Below are 14,542 nucleotides of genomic sequence, written 5' to 3'. Positions count from 1 at the left end.
GGCGCCGGCCGCCGTCATGCCCCCTCCGGTTCGGGCGAGTCGGTCGCCGGGTGGGCGGCGAGGAAGCGCTCGATGACGGCGCCGCTGACCGACCCGCACAACAGGCGGTAGCCGGCGGTGGCGCCCCAGCGGCTGATGCCGACGCGACGCCCCGGCGGGAACCGGCCGTAGGAGGCGTCCCACGGCGCGGCGACGAACTTCGCGGTCCGCTCGTCGGCCCCGAGCCGGGCGGCCAGGCCGCGCAGGGCCTCCACCTGGGACGCCGGCAGGTCGGCCGAGTACCACACCACCGTGTAGCCGTGCTCCAGGTTGTGCACCAGCACCTCCACCGGGGGCCGGTCGCCGGTCAGGTAGAACCGGCGCAGCGGCGCGGGCAGTTCGTAGTGCGGCCCCGACGACGGCGGCACGGTCAGGTAGGCGACGCGGGCGCCCCGCCCGACGTGGACGCCCTTGCCCGACACCGGGTCCGTCAGCTCCGGATCGCAGCCGGCCGCCGCCTCGGGCACCCCGAACGACGCGATCGGCGGGGGCGGAGCCAGCCGCTGCCGCGCGATCGGCGCCGCCACCCAGCCGGCCAGGCCGACGCCCAGCAGCGCCATCAGCCCCGCCACCCACCGCGTCGCCCGCGCCTCCCGGTCGATCGCGTCAGGCATCGGAGGCCGCCGAGGCCAGGTGGGCCACCGTCCACTCCAGCACGGTCTCGATGCCGGGCACCCCGATGCCCGTGGCCGTGCCGGAGCTGAGCGCGAGGACCCGCGAGGGCGGTACGACGCCGTGCCCGTCCGCGCGTAGCTGCGCCACGTTGCGCTGGACGGCGGGCTTCTCCCACATCCGTACGTTCATCGCGGGGACGAACACCACGGGCGCGGCGGAGGCCAGCACGCACGCGGTGACCAGGTTGTCGGCCATGCCCGCCGCCGCCTTGGCCAGGGTGTTGGCCGTGGCGGGCAGTACGAGCACCAGCTGCGCCCATTCGGTCAGGTCCAGGTGGGGGACCCCCGGCTGCCCCTGGGCCTCCTCGACGGTCACCGGGTGGCCGGTGATCGCCGCGAGCGCCGTCGGGGTCACGAACGTCGCGGCGGCCCCGGTCATCACCACCCGCACCTCGAGGTGGAGCGCGTGCCTCATCGCCAGCAACGACTGCGGCAGCGACATGGCGCCGCTGGATCCGCAGACGGCGACGAGGACCCGCTCGAACGGCAACGTGACGCTCATCGGTGACTCCCTCCGGTGACGACCGGCTCGTGTTCCACGGGTGCTCCGGTGCTGTCGCGTACGACCTCGGCGGCGTCGTCGGCGGCCTGGCCGTCGAGCTGCGCGCGGACCAGCGCCGCGTACCTGCCGCCGAGCGCCAGCAGCTCGTCGTGACTTCCGCGCTCGGCGACCGTGCCGCCGTCGAGCACGAGGATCTCGTCGGCGTGGCGCACCGTGCTCAGCCGGTGCGCGATGACGATCTGGGTGCAGCGCAGGGCCGCCACGGCCTGGCTCACCCGGCGTTCGGTGGCCACGTCCAGGTGGCTGGTGGCCTCGTCGAGCAGCAGGACCACCGGCCCCCCGGCGAGCGCCCGCGCGATGGAGAGGCGTTGCCGCTGCCCGCCGGAGAGCGCCTGGCCCCGCTCGGCCACCCGGGTGTCGTAGCGCAGCGGCATGGCCTCGACGTCGGCGTCGATGGCGGCCAGCCGGGCGACCCGCCGCACGTCCGCCATCGGCAGGTCCGGCCGGGCGAGGGCGATGTTGCGCCGGATCGAGTCGCGGAACAGGTAGCTCTCCTGGAACACCACGCCGAACTGGCGGCGCAGCGCGTCCGGGGCGATCCGCTCCAGCGGCACCCCGTCGAGGAGGATCTGGCCGCCGCTGGGCCGGTAGAGCCCGGTCAGCAGCATCGCCAGGGTGCTCTTGCCGCTGCCGGAGGCGCCGACGACCGCCACCGTCCGGCCCGGCTGCACGGTGAACGAGACGTCCCGCAGCACGTACGGGCCCGTGCCGTCGTAGCGGAAGCTGAGCCCACGCACCTCGACCTTGCCGCGCAGCGTCGGCGACAGCAGCCGCGACGGGTCCTCGATCTCGGGCCGGGCGGAGAACACGTCGCGCAGCCGCTGCACGGTCGAGGCGACCGACTGGAGCACCTGCGCGCTGGCGACCAGCGAGCCCAGCGGGGCGATCACGGCCAGGGCCAGCATCTGCAGGCCCATTGCGTCGCCCAGGCTCATGCCGTCGGCGAAGATGCGGTACATGCCCAGCCAGAGCAGGGCCAGCGGTCCCACGAGCCGTACGGTCGCCGCCACGTTGTCGACGGTCGACGACAGCCGGCTGCGCGCGCGGTCCACCGCGAGCGCCGCCGAGTAGCGGCCCAGCCAGTGGTCGTACACCTGCTTCTCGGCGCCCATCGACTTGATGGTGGCGATGCCCGACAGCGCCTCGATGAGCACGCTCTCGGCCTCCGCCTGCACGGTGAGCTGGCGGTGGTTCAGCCGCAGCAGGCGGCGGTTGACGGCCGCGACCGCGCAGACCTGGATCAGGCCGATCCCCAGCGCCACCACGGCGAACCCGGTGTCGGCGGCGAAGAGTACCGCGAGGTAGCCGAGCACCAGCGCGCCGTCGATGGCGGCGGTCAGCACCTGGGTCGTCACGATCTCGCGCAGCAGCACGCTGCTCGCCAGCCGCTGCATCAGGTCGCCGCTGGAGCGCTGCTGGAAGAAGCGGAACGGCAGGCTCATCAGGTGGGCGAACAGCCGGGTCATCAGCTCCCGGTCCACCCGCGACTGGAGGTTCACCAGCAGCATCGAGCGCAGGTGCGCCAGCCCGAACTGGGTCAGGGCCAGGGCCAGCACCGCCAGGCCGAGGTAGGGCAGCAGCCCGGTCTCCCGCGCCGGCAGGATCGCGTCGAGGGCCGTCGACATGGCCAGCGGCAGGGCGAGGCCGAGCAGTTGCAGGGCGACGGAGACCGACAGCACGGTCCCCAGCGCGGGCAGGAACCCCCGCGCGAGCCGGTAACCCCGGCGCAGCCACGGCGTACGGGCTGCCCCGGCGCGCCCGGCCGGGCCGGGCGCCGTCGCGCGGCCGGTGAAGACCAGCACGGTGCCGGTGAGGAACTCGGCGGCCTCGGCGAACGGGACCGTCCTGCGCCCGAGGGCGGGGTCCACCATCGAGAACCCGTGCCGGGTGCGGCGCTCCACCACGACGAAGTGCGAGCCCTCCCAGTGCGCGATCAGCGGCATCGGCAGCGACGCGAGGTCCTCCGGGGTCGCCCGGTAGGCGCTGGCGCGCAGCCCCAGCTCCCTCGCCGCGTCCAGCAGGGCCAGCGCGCTGACCCCGTCGCGGCCCACCCCTAGGCGTTCGCGGCACCCGGCGAGCGAGGCGCGTACGCCCGCGTGGCGCAGGACCATCGCGAGGCAGGCGGCGCCGCAGTCGGTGTCGGTCATCTGCAACACGACGGGCACCCGGCCGCGCCGCCTCACGGGGCACCCGCCAGGGTCAGCAGCGACGGGACGCGCTGCGGCTCCGCCAACCGCATCAGCTGGTAGCCGATGCCGGCCAGCCCGGTCATCAGCTCCGGCGAGTCGAGCCCGGCCGGGTTGGCGCAGCGCCACCCGTGGGCGGTCACGTCGCGCAGCACGCCGTCGACGACCGCGCCGACCGCCGCCGGGTCCGCCCCGGCGAGCAGGGGCAGGTCGAGGTTGCCGAGGTCGCCGTGGCACAGGCTGTGGTTGCGTCCGAAGCCGTGCGTGAACGTGGTGCGCAGCGCCACCGCGATCTCGGCGTCGAGGCCGTCGACCTGCGGCAGCGGGCGGCGGGACAGCGCCCGCCGGATCCGCACTCGCGACAGCCCGATGCCGGGTGCGCCGTGGCACCAGGCGTTGCTGAGCAGGCCGGGCCGGCGCAGGTCCGCCCAGTTGCCCGAGGCCGGGTCGAACAGCGAGCGGTCGAACTCCAGGGCGCGGCGTCCCGCCTCGGCGTAGCGCTCCACGCCGGTGACGCTCCACAGCTCGAACAGCGCCGTCGCCATCCCGGCGGCGCCGTGCGACAGGCCGCCCAGCCGGAGCGCGGCGGGCAGCGCCGCGACGAGCCGGTCGCCGAGGCGACGCGCCAGTTCGACCGCGCGCTGCGGCTCCGCGCCGCACGCCAGCACCGCGAGCACCGCGCCGGCCAGCCCGTCGACCACGTCGGCGTCGCCGGCGTCGTCGGCCAGCGCCGCCAGCCGGGTGAGCGCCAGGTCCAGCCCGGCGCGGGCGGTCGGGTCGTCGCCCCACAGGGCGGCCAGGTGACCGTACGCGTAGCACGGGCCGCCCCAGCCGTTGAACGCCCCGACGGCGGTCAGGGGGAACCCGTCGGCGCGCAGCCGCTCGCCGAGCCGGCGGGCGATCCCGGCGGCCAGGTCGGTGAAGTCCTCGTGCCCGGTGACCTCGCCCAGGTACCCGTAGAACAGGGCCAGGCCCGACAGACCGTCGTAGAGGCCGGCCCCCATCGGCACCGGCGCCCAGCGGGCCCCGGCGGTGGGACCGAACGTGAACCACGTCCCGCCGTGGGCCATCGCCGCGACCCGCTCCCCGATCTCGGCGGCCCGCGCCAGCAGCGGACGGAACGTCGACGGCTCCGCCGGCACCGGCCCGGGACGCCAGCGGACCTCGGCGTGCGGGGCGTCGGGCGTCTCGGCCAGGGACGCGAACGTGGCGCGGATGAGCCACACCTGCCGCTCCCGGTCGGCCCCGCCCAGGCCGGCGATGCGACGCAGCGCCTCGTCCAGCGCCGAGCCGGCCAGGGCGCCGGGCAGCCGCCGGTCGCGGCCGGCCCACAGGTCGCGCGAGCCCACCCGGGCGGTGAACAGCGGCGTGTCCCCGGCCGCCAGGTCGGCGCGTTCGGCGGCGATCGTCGCGGCCAGCACGGGCAACTCCTCCACGCCGACCCAGAGCCAGTCCAGCAGCCGGTCGCGGTCGAGGGCGTCGCGCAGGTGGTCGGTGTGCAGCAGCGCCTCCTGGAGCCGGGCGTAGGTGCGCGTCGGGCGCAGCACCACCCGGATCTCGTCGCCGGCGAAGGCGCGTACCCGGTCGGCCAGCACCCCGGCCTCGGCGCCGAGCACGTCGTACGCGCGGCGGAAGCCGGCGACGACGTCGGCCTCGTACGCCCGCAGGTCCGCCGGCCGGACGCCCTCGACGGCGACCGGCGCCCCGTGCCCGACGTGCACGCCGGGTACGTGCAACTGCATCTCGTCGGTGCCCGCGCCGAGCCACTCGGCGCAGTTGCACGCACCCGCCTCGCCCGCCGGTGGCTCGCCGGCCGGCAGCAGACCGACGGCGAGGACGCAGGACGCGACAGCCCCGCCGTCGGCGGCGCCGCGACCGCGCTCCAGCGCCGGGGTGAACAGGGTCTCCAGGTCGACGAGCACCGGGGTGTCGCCGGCGCCCACCACATTGCCGGGATGGCAGTCGCCGGCGCCCAGCGCGTGCAGCAGGGCGAGCAGGCTGCCGTAGTGGCGGGCGTAGCGGGGCAGCGACGTCGGTGCGGCGGCGGCGACGAACTCCGTCCATCCGTAGCCGTCGCGGGTCAGCACCCCGAAGGGGCGCAGGCCCAGGTCGGCGTCGCGCCGGGCGAGCCAGCCCAGCAACCGCTGGAAGCGGGCGTCCACGGCGAGGTCGCGGGGCTTGTAGACCACGCGCGAGCCGTCGTCGAAGCGGGCGACGCACACCCGCCGCCCGCCCCAGTGGGCGTCGCCGGCGGGCGTGAGCCCGGTGAGCCGTGCGTCCGGGCGTACGCCGAGGGCCGGCGCGATCGCGGCCCAGTCGCCGTGCAGCCGGCGCAGGAACTCGATGGTGGACGAGGCCCAGGCGTCGACCACGGTCAGGAGCTGGCGGGCCAGCACCGGGTACTCGGTGAGGAAGTCCATCGCGACGCGGGGCTGCGCCATCCGGGCGAAGAAGGTGGCGAAGCGCCGCGCCGGCGTCGGCCCGGTCAGCTCGCCGCGTACGCGGGCGACGTTCAGTTCCAGCACGCTCGCGCGGCTGAGCAGCCGGACCAGCTCGTCGAGCAGCTCGGCGAGGCCGAGCGCGTCGACGGCGGCGGGGTCGACGGGCGTGGCGGGGCCGGCCAGCTCCGCCGCGGCCTCGCGCACGCGGCGGCGGGCGTCGGCGAGCAGCGGGGCGGCGACGACCAGCGCGTCGTCGAGCGGGCGGCCCGGCAGCCGCTCCGGGCGCCAGTCGTCGGGGGCCGGCCCGGAGTACAGGCGCCGCAACCGTCGTGACCACTCCGGGGGGCGCGCGAGCCGGGCCGCGATCGCCGCGGCGGGCTCGTCGAGCAGGCGCAGCAGGACGTCCTCGTCGCACGCGTCGGCGGCGAGGCGGCGCTGCCAGGCCCCGGCGGTGGCGAAGGCCTGCGAGTCGCGCCACCGGGAGAGCCGCCAGCGCGCGCGGTCGGAGACGGGGTACGCGCCGGCCCCGTCGACCGGGACGCGCTCGGTGAGCGAGAGGGCGGGTAGGAACCCAACGGTCATCGCCGATCCTCGGGTGCGGGGCGGGGCCGGAGCCCGGCAGCTCGCCGGGCTCCGGCGCGGTCGCCGTGATGGACAGGTCAGCAGGGCGACATGCAGTGGCAGCACTTCTCGGTGTGCCCGTCGATCGGCGGCATGCCGCCGGCGACCGTCTCCAGCTCCTCGCGGCTCAGCTCGACCAGGCCGACGGGGTGGTCGGGCGACGCCTCGCCGCGGTGGTACTCGTCCTTCCAGGCACGGACGACGTCGGTGATCGACATCAGGTTCCTCCTTGGTCGCGACCGGCGGCCGGGTGCCGCGGTCCGTCCCTTCGAGACTGGCCGGGGGCGCGGGCCGGGGCGTGAGTAGCGGCTACTCCACCGCAGTCGCGAACCGGTCACCGCCGACCGCGCGCGGCGACGTGCGCGACGGTGTCTGAAACCTGACGCCACGTAGGAGCGCCTTGCTGAAAGATAGCTACATGCGCAGGTCAGCATGCGTACGCGGGCGCCGGCGGGGCTACTCAGGGCCGGAGGAATTCGGTACTCAACCATCGCGGTTGCCCTACCGTCATCCCGGCCGACAACCTCGTGCGCCGCTGACAGCGTCTGTCACGGCAGACGTCTTGTGGGGAGGGACCCGTTGTCCACACCATGGCCACTCGTCGGGCGGCGGCGGGAGCTGGACCGGCTGCTCGACAGCCTCGACAGCGGCGTGACCCGCTGCACCCTGGTGACCGGGGAGGCCGGCATCGGCAAGAGCCGCCTCGTCACGGAGGTGCTGGCCGAGGCGGGACGGCGCGGCTTCCTGGCGCTGCGGGTGACCGCGACGCCGGGCTGGCAGAGCGTGCCCTTCGGCGTGCTCGCCCAGCTCGTCGCCCAGCCGGTGGGTCCGTCGGTCGTCGAGGCCTTCCGCGACGTGACCGCCAGGCTGCGCGCCATCGCCGCCGACCGGCCCGTCCTCGTCGTCGACGACGTCAACTGGCTCGACGACGCGTCGTCGGCGCTGCTCGAGCGGCTCGTGGCCGGCGAGGCGGTACGGGTCCTCGCCACCGCCCGCAGCGAGGCGGTCGCCAGCCCGGCCGTCACCGCCCTGCGCCGCCTCGGCCCCGTCGAGCGGGTGGAGCTGGCGGCGATGAGCCAGGACGAGACGGCCGAGCTGATCCAGGCGATGCTCGGCGGGCCCACCGACGGCCTGACCCTCGCCACCGTCTGGCAGGCGGTACGCGGCAACCCCCTGTTCCTGCGGGAGATGCTGCGCGGCGGGCGGCAGACCGGCGCCCTCGCCCGGCGGCGCGGCGTGTGGACCTGGCGCGGCACCCCGCTGGAACACCCGCACCTGAGCGACCTCATCGCCGAGACGCTCGGCCAGCTCGGTCCCGACGAGATCGAGGCGTTGCAGTACGTGGCGCACGGCGAGCCCGCGCCGCTGCCCGTCGTCGAGCGGCTCGTCCCGGCGCAGGTCGCCGAGCGGCTGGAGGAGCGGGGGCTCATCGAGCTGACCACCGGCGAGCAGCGCGGCCTGGTCCGGGTGGCGCACCCGCTCTACGCCGAGGCGGCCCGGGCGAGCACCGGCGCGCTGCGTACCCGCCGCATCCTGCGCGAGTTGGCGGACGCCCTGGAGGACACCTCGCCGGCCCAGTACGAGGACCACCTGCGCGTGGTGTCGTGGCGGTGCGAGGCCGACCTGGCGGTCGACGACGCGGACCTGCTGGCCGCCTCCGAGTCGGCGCTGCTGCGGCGCGGGGCCCGCCTCGCCGAGCGGCTCGCCCGGCGGGTCGCCTCACCCCGCTCCGCGCGCCAGCTCGGCCGCGCCCTGGTCGCGCAGGGGCGCGGCGAGGAGGCCGACGAGCACCTGCGCCGCGCGTACGACTCGCTGGACGACCCCCGCGACCGCGCCGAGACGGCGGCGCTGCGGGCGGTGAACCTGTTCTGGGGGCTGCGCCGGCCCGGGGCCGCCAGCACCGTGCTCGCCGACGCGGCGGCGGCGCTGCCCGCCGCCGTGCACGACGGTCTGCTGACCGCCGTCGCCGCGATGGCCGTCTTCGACGGCCGGATAGCCGAGGGGCGCGACGCCGTCACCCGGCTCGGCCAGCACCCGCCGCGCGACCCGCTGCTGGGCATGGCCGGCGCCCCGCTCCTGCCCTACCTGCTGGTCTTCTCCGGTCAGCCGGCCCGCGCCGCCGCGATGTTCGACGGCGACGAGGTCACCTTCCCGCAGGCCTGGCCCACCATGCGCGCCGCCACCCAGGCCCTGCACGTGCAGGCGCTGGTGATGTCGGGAAGCCTGACCCAGGCGACGGAGTCGGCGGAGGCCTACTACCTGGACGCGGTCGACCGCGGCTCCGCCGACGGCGTGGCCCTGCTCGCCCTGATGGTCGGCAACTGCCGCTACCACCGGGGGCGCCTGGGGGACGCGCTGCGCTGGCTGCGTGAGGCGCGTGCCCTCGTCGACGGGCACACGCTGTTCCCCATCCGGGGCTACGTCCTGTCCGTCAGTGCCTGGTTCGCCGCGCAGGCCGGTGCGGCGCGCGACGTCCGGGAGGTCCGCGACGAGCTGGGTGGGAGCTTCCCCACGCACAGCGGGCCCGCCGACTTCTGGGGCCTCGCCGAGGCCTGGACGCACGTCGCCGAGGGGCGCCTCGCCGTCGCGGCCGGGCAGCTCACCGCGCTGGCCGCGCAGGCCCGCGAGAATGGCGTACGCACCATCGCCGCGCAGGCGCTGCACCTGCTGTCCCGGGTGGCGCCGTCCACCTCGGCGGCCTCGGCGCTCCGTCAGGTCGCCGACGCCTGCGACAGCCCGCTCTTCGGGCTCTACGCCGACCTGGCCGCGGCGCTGGCGGGCGCGGATCCCGACGCGCTGGAGGAGTTGGCGGCGACGTTCGGGCAGCGGGGATACACCACCCTGGAGCTGGAGGCGACGATCGCCGCCGGCGCGGCCCGGCGGCGGCGCGGCGACCACCGCGCCGCCAACGCCCACGCCGCCCGCGCCGAGAAGCTGCGCGGCCACTGCGACGCGTACTGGCCGGCCTGGTGCGGGCGGGTCGAGTCCGCGCCGAGCCCGTTGACCGGCCGGGAACGCGAGATCTGCGAGCTGGCCGCCACGGGGCTGGACAACACCGCGATCGCCCACCGGCTGCGCCTGTCGGTGCGCACGGTGGAGAACCACCTCCAGCGCTCGTACCACAAGCTGGGGGTGCGCAGCCGCCTCGAACTCGCGGGCTCGTTCCCGGGGTAGCCGCGCCGCCGGGACGACGCCGACGTCACCGCCGGGCGGGCCGCCGTTCCTGCCGGTCGGCACCGCCGTTTCTGCCGGTCGAAAATCGTCGGCCGATCGTCGGTGTCGCTCGTTAGTCTGCCTGCGGACACTGCTCGGCAGGTGACAGGTCGAGGCACGGCCCGACGCCGGCCACAACGGGGACTTCAGGAGAATTCGTGACACAGCAATCCATCGCGACCTCGGACAAACTCGACGCCTCGGTGCTCAAGGTGGCCGGGGTCGTCGTCCTCGGCGCGATCATGTCGATCCTCGACGTGACGGTCGTCAGCGTCGCGTTGCCGACCTTCCAGCGCGAGTTCGACGCGTCGTACGCCGACGTCGCCTGGACCATGACGGCCTACACGCTCGCGCTGGCCACGGTGATCCCGCTCAGCGGCTGGGCCGCCGACCGGTTCGGCACCAAGCGGCTCTACATGATCGCCCTGGCGCTGTTCACGATCGGGTCGGGGCTGTGCGCCAACGCCGACACGATCGGGCAACTGGTCGGCTACCGCGTGCTCCAGGGCCTCGGCGGCGGCATGCTCCTTCCGCTCGGCATGACGATCATGACCCGGGCGGCGGGCCCGCACCGGATCGGCCGGCTGATGGCCGTCCTCGGCATCCCGATGCTGCTCGGGCCCATCGGAGGGCCGATCCTCGGCGGCTGGCTGATCGACATCGCGAGCTGGCACTGGATCTTCCTGATCAACCTGCCGATCGGTGCCGTGGCGCTCGTCTACGCCGCCCTGGCGCTGCCGAAGGACAACCCCGAGCCCTCCGAGTCGTTCGACTTCGTCGGCATGCTGATGCTCTCGCCGGGGCTCGCCCTCTTCCTCTACGGCGTCTCCTCGCTGCCCGACGCCGGCACGTTCGCCGACCCTGAGGTGTGGGCTCCCATGCTGGTCGGCGGAGTGCTCGTCGTCGCCTTCGTGCGCTACTCCTTCCGGCCCCGGCACCCCCTGCTCGACCTGCGGCTGTTCGCCAACCGCAACCTCACCATCGCCACGGTGACCATGTTCGTGTTCATCATCGCGTTCATGGGCGCCGGCCTGCTGTTCCCCAGCTACTTCCTGCAGATCCGCGGCGAGTCGACGCTGACCGCCGGCCTGCTGATGGCGCCGCAGGGCATCGGCGCGATGGTGACCATGCCGGTGGCGGGGATGCTGGCCGACCGGGTCCCCGTCGGCCGTACCGTGCCGTTCGCGCTGGTGCTCATCGCTCTCGGGTTCTTCACCTTCACCCAGATCGACCCGCAGACGTCGTACGTGCTGCTCTGCGGGTCGCTGTTCGTCATGGGCCTCGGCATGGGCGGCACCATGATGCCGATCATGACCTCGGCGCTGAAGACCCTGAAAACCCACGAGGTGGCCCGCGGCTCCACCCTGGTCAACATCCTCCAGCAGATCGGTGGCTCCGTCGGCGCCGCCACGATGTCGGTGATCCTGACCAGCGAGATGAACGGCTCCCGGGAGATCCCCGGCGCCGTCGGCCCGGACGGTGAGCCGCTGACCGAGGCGAAGGTCGCCATCGTCGTGCAGCAGCAGCCGGAGCTCGCCGAGCGGTTCCCGGTCGACCCGTCGCTGCTCTCCCGTGGGCTCGACTTCGCCGCCAGTTCCTTCGCCACCACGTTCTGGGTCGCGTTCGCGCTGGTGCTGCTCACGTTCATCCCGGCCGCGTTCCTGCCCCGCCGGCGTGAGCCGTCGCACCTGCTCGACGACGAGCAGCCGGGGCAGGCGAAGGCCCCCGTCATCATCCACTGACGCGCCGCCCGGCTCCCGGAAGATCGGTCCGGACGCCCGGCCCCCCGGCAACGCTGCGGGGGTCGGGCGTCCGGCGGGGGAGTCCGCCTCGTCGAGGTGGTGCCGGTGCCCGCCCGGCTCAGTGGCGTGAGCTGTTCTCAGAGGCGTGAGCTGTCGTAGACGTGGCCGGGCAGGTTGAGCCACCAGCGGGCCGCGGCCCGGCTCGGTTCGGGGGACCCCGGGTCGTCGCGTACGGCCGCCAGGATCTGCCGTTGTCCGGCGATGCCGAGGCTGTAGACGATGCCGGTGAGCGCGGCGGCCGACGGCGCGTCGCGCCGGGCCCGCCAGCGACGCGCGTGGTGCCGCAGCGCGGCCTCCCAGAACCCCCGCTCGCTGGTGCCCCGCAGGTGCCCGATCGCGAACGCGGCGGCATCGACGACGCTTCGCGGCAGCCGGGCCGCGGTGACGAGGCGCTCGACCGTCGGCCGTTCGGCCTGGCCGCCGAGCACCCGCAGGCCGGCGAGCAGCCGGACGTTGAGTTCCACGCGGTCGGCGGCGGTGGGCACGACCTCGGCCGCCAGGGCGGCGGCGAGCGACGGGCCGTACGGGGTGGAGGCGACGAGCATCGCCGCGTAGAGGCGCCGGTCGCTGGCCGGATGGAGCAGGATCTCACCGATCAGCGTGAGCAGCGTCGCGTCGCGGCAGTCGGACTGCGGCTCGCGCGGCAGCCGCCCGGTCGTGGCGTCGAAGACCCGGCGGGCGACGGTGGCGGCCACGTGCGGGACCGGGTGGGGCAGCGCCGGGGCGACCTGCGGGCCGCCCAGCGGGACACCCGCGCCCGCCTGGAGGGCGGCCGCGACCGGGACGGCGTCGGCGTGGAAGAGCGGGTCCCGCAGCAGATCCCTGATCCGAGGCACCAGCACCCGGCGCTGCCCGGGCGCGAAGTGCCCGAACCGCACCTTGCGGAGGCAGGCGAGGAGCGCGCCCCGCAGCGCACGGTCGTTCGTCGGGTCGTGCAGTTGCGCGATCACGTGGGCGCTGGCGTCGGGGTGCCGGCTGCCGTCGAGGGCACCGACGGTCTCGATGAAGATCTGGTTCTCCCGATCGGCGCCCAGCGCCGCGCAGGCGGCGACCGCCTCCCGTCCCAGCGTCTCGTGGCCGAACAGCCGGTTGAGGGCTTCGAAGCGCTGCCGCCACGGCCGACCGTGCGCGATGATCATCTCGCTGACGAGGCGCTGGGTGACGCTCTCCCGGGCGGACCTCGGGGCGATGACGAGGTGCGGGGCGGCCGTGACCAGCGCGGAGAGCCGGTCCCACCCGGCGCCGGTCATGATCTCCCGGGACAGGGCGCGGTCGAGCAGCGCGTCGAGTTCGGCCGTGGCGGCGCCGTCCGCGGCGCCGGTGGGCGCCGCGCCCGGGGATCCGGGGGTGTCGACGTAGCGCCGGATCGTGTCGACCGTCGCGGTGATCTCGCCCGGATCGAGTTCGAGGATCTCCTCGTACCGGCTGATGGCGGCCCGGCTCGGGCGGCTGCCGCCGGTCTCCCACCGCGACACGCTGCTCTCGCTGACCAACCTCTCCCACGAACCACCGTGGAAGGCCGCCGCGAAGCGCTTGGCCCTGACCCACCGGCCGTCGGCGCCGAGGGTGCGGTTGACCCGCAGCATCCACGCCACGCGCTCGTCGAAGAAGACGCGGTCCGTACGTCGAGCTGTCAGCGACATCTGAATGCCCATCGCCTCCGTGGCCCTGCCCGGCCTGGTTCGAGTCTACGAGCGACGAGGGAGCCGGCGGGACACCCGGAAGGGCGACGCTCGCCGGCTCCGCGCCGCCAGGTACGGCCTACGGGTGCCACATGCCGTGGAGCGGGTAGTTGTTGTTCTCCAGACGCGGGCAACTGTCCGTGATCGGTCGCTCGATGTACCACTCGGAGGAGCGGAACGAGTCGGGTTCGTGGGCCAGGCTGTACTCGCACACGCCGACGCGTCCCCGGGCCGGACCGGCGTGGTTGCGCACGTCGTTGAACAGCACGTTCTGGATGCCGCTACTGCCGTCGCCGCGCGTGTAGTCCCCGTCGATGACCACGAGCCGCGCGTCCGGGTTGTCGTTCAGCCATCTCGCCAGCACCCGGCCCGCGTCGAACTGGGTGCCCGCGGTGCCGTCGCCGGAGCCGTTGCCGCAGGTGGCCATGTCGCTGTAGTTCCCCGGGTCGATCAGGAGGATGTAGTCGAGCTGCCGCCTCTCCTCCAGTGAGGCCTTGTGCAGGAAGTACAGCGGCGCGTACCGGCTCCTGCTCCACGAGGCCATCCAACCGATCGGCGTGTTCGCGGTGAACGACCTGATCCGGCTGTAGGCGCCGGCCGAGTCACACTCCCCGGCGGACCAGTTGCTGAGGTAGGCGTACCGGGTCGTGGCCGAGGTGTACCGGAAGCGGTAGGTGGTGTCGCCCGGATCGTCCTTGGGGTGGGCGTACAGGCCCACCGGGGCGGGCGGCGGTGGCGGAGGCGGCGGCGCCCCGCACTCGGGCTCGTGGGGGGTCGGCTCGTTGGCCCGGTTGGGGGTGTTCAGGTAACGGTCCGCCACCCAACCGGTCTGACCCCGGGCATCCCCGCCCGGCACGTAGACCTGGTGCCAGCGCCGGTTGGCGTACGGGCCCACGGCCTCGCCCCACGTGCCGCACATCAGCTCGATCGTGCTGCCGTAGAGCATGTACCGGGACAACACCCGGTTGACGTCGTCCATCCTCGTCGAGTTGCGCAGGTAGATGCCTGCGTACGGGTCGTTGTCGGCGTCGACCACCTGGTAGAACAAGCCGGTGCCGGCCGAGGCGGGGGTGGCACCCACCCCGGCGACCAGGCCGGCCGTGGCCATCAGGACGCTCAACGTCCCCGCTAACCAACGCTTCATGGCGGTTCCTCTCCTGTCGGGACGACCGTGCCAGGAGCGTAGGGAGACGCTGACCGCAGAGGGTGATCGATTGCACACGCGGCGCTGGGCTGCAACGGGCGGATCCCGACGGCTCCCGGCGTGCCGGCCCACCGGGTCGAACAGCCACCGGTGGGCACCGTCGAGCGACGCGCCGCTC

Annotated in this window: 9 protein-coding genes; 2 read left to right on the top strand and 7 right to left on the bottom strand. The window is 74.7% G+C overall.

Annotated elements, in window-relative coordinates; genetic code table 11:
• Positions 1-14 precede the first annotated feature (14 nt).
• From AC5L34_RS18950 to AC5L34_RS18930, 5 genes are all read right to left on the bottom strand, one after another.
• Complete coding sequence (locus AC5L34_RS18950; RefSeq protein ID WP_441176294.1) at positions 15-653, bottom strand: DUF3105 domain-containing protein; 639 nt, start codon at positions 651-653, stop codon at positions 15-17.
• The gene (locus AC5L34_RS18945; RefSeq protein WP_441176295.1) at positions 646-1,215 is read right to left on the bottom strand and encodes a flavoprotein; all 570 of its coding nucleotides are present in this window, start codon (positions 1,213-1,215) and stop codon (positions 646-648) included. Before AC5L34_RS18945 ends, AC5L34_RS18950 begins: the two co-directional genes overlap by 8 nt.
• Positions 1,212-3,431, bottom strand: coding sequence for a peptidase domain-containing ABC transporter (locus tag AC5L34_RS18940; protein WP_494826178.1), 2,220 nt, complete (start codon positions 3,429-3,431; stop codon positions 1,212-1,214). Before AC5L34_RS18940 ends, AC5L34_RS18945 begins: the two co-directional genes overlap by 4 nt.
• 23 nt (positions 3,432-3,454) lie before the next feature.
• On the bottom strand, positions 3,455-6,484 hold the full coding sequence (gene lanM, locus AC5L34_RS18935) for a type 2 lanthipeptide synthetase LanM (protein ID WP_494826176.1): 3,030 nt from the start codon (positions 6,482-6,484) through the stop codon (positions 3,455-3,457).
• A gap of 77 nt (positions 6,485-6,561) precedes the next feature.
• Entirely contained in the window at positions 6,562-6,741 is a 180-nt protein-coding gene (locus AC5L34_RS18930; protein ID WP_157747182.1) for a mersacidin/lichenicidin family type 2 lantibiotic, read from the bottom strand.
• Between the two features lie 361 nt (positions 6,742-7,102).
• On the opposite strand from AC5L34_RS18930, the gene AC5L34_RS18925 reads away from it, so the two are divergent.
• Together AC5L34_RS18925 and AC5L34_RS18920 are read left to right on the top strand one after the other, a co-directional pair.
• Entirely contained in the window at positions 7,103-9,697 is a 2,595-nt protein-coding gene (locus tag AC5L34_RS18925) for an AAA family ATPase (RefSeq protein WP_494826174.1), read from the top strand.
• A gap of 197 nt (positions 9,698-9,894) precedes the next feature.
• Positions 9,895-11,478 carry a DHA2 family efflux MFS transporter permease subunit gene (locus tag AC5L34_RS18920; RefSeq protein ID WP_494826172.1) on the top strand — a complete coding sequence of 528 codons (1,584 nt, stop codon included), beginning with the start codon at positions 9,895-9,897 and terminating at the stop codon, positions 11,476-11,478.
• A gap of 137 nt (positions 11,479-11,615) precedes the next feature.
• On the opposite strand, the gene AC5L34_RS18915 is transcribed toward AC5L34_RS18920, so the two are convergent.
• Entirely contained in the window at positions 11,616-13,193 is a 1,578-nt protein-coding gene (locus AC5L34_RS18915) for a helix-turn-helix domain-containing protein (RefSeq protein WP_494826170.1), read from the bottom strand.
• Between the two features lie 106 nt (positions 13,194-13,299).
• Complete coding sequence (locus tag AC5L34_RS18910) at positions 13,300-14,364, bottom strand: hypothetical protein (protein WP_494826168.1); 1,065 nt, start codon at positions 14,362-14,364, stop codon at positions 13,300-13,302.
• Positions 14,365-14,542 lie beyond the last annotated feature (178 nt).

It is taken from the genome of Micromonospora sp. ZG13 (genome assembly GCF_059359355.1).
Note: the sequence above shows the minus strand (reverse complement) of the source record. Positions and strands in the feature narration are given on the sequence as shown.

Excerpts from the sequence above, each read along its gene's own strand:
- AC5L34_RS18950 (WP_441176294.1), bottom strand. The coding sequence starts at position 653 with ATGCCTGACGCGATCGACCGGGAGGCGCGGGCGACGCGGTGGGTGGCG.
- AC5L34_RS18945 (WP_441176295.1), bottom strand. The coding sequence starts at position 1,215 with ATGAGCGTCACGTTGCCGTTCGAGCGGGTCCTCGTCGCCGTCTGCGGA.
- lanM (WP_494826176.1), bottom strand. The coding sequence starts at position 6,484 with ATGACCGTTGGGTTCCTACCCGCCCTCTCGCTCACCGAGCGCGTCCCG.
- AC5L34_RS18930 (WP_157747182.1), bottom strand. The coding sequence starts at position 6,741 with ATGTCGATCACCGACGTCGTCCGTGCCTGGAAGGACGAGTACCACCGC.
- AC5L34_RS18915 (WP_494826170.1), bottom strand. The coding sequence starts at position 13,193 with ATGGGCATTCAGATGTCGCTGACAGCTCGACGTACGGACCGCGTCTTC.
- AC5L34_RS18910 (WP_494826168.1), bottom strand. The coding sequence starts at position 14,364 with ATGAAGCGTTGGTTAGCGGGGACGTTGAGCGTCCTGATGGCCACGGCC.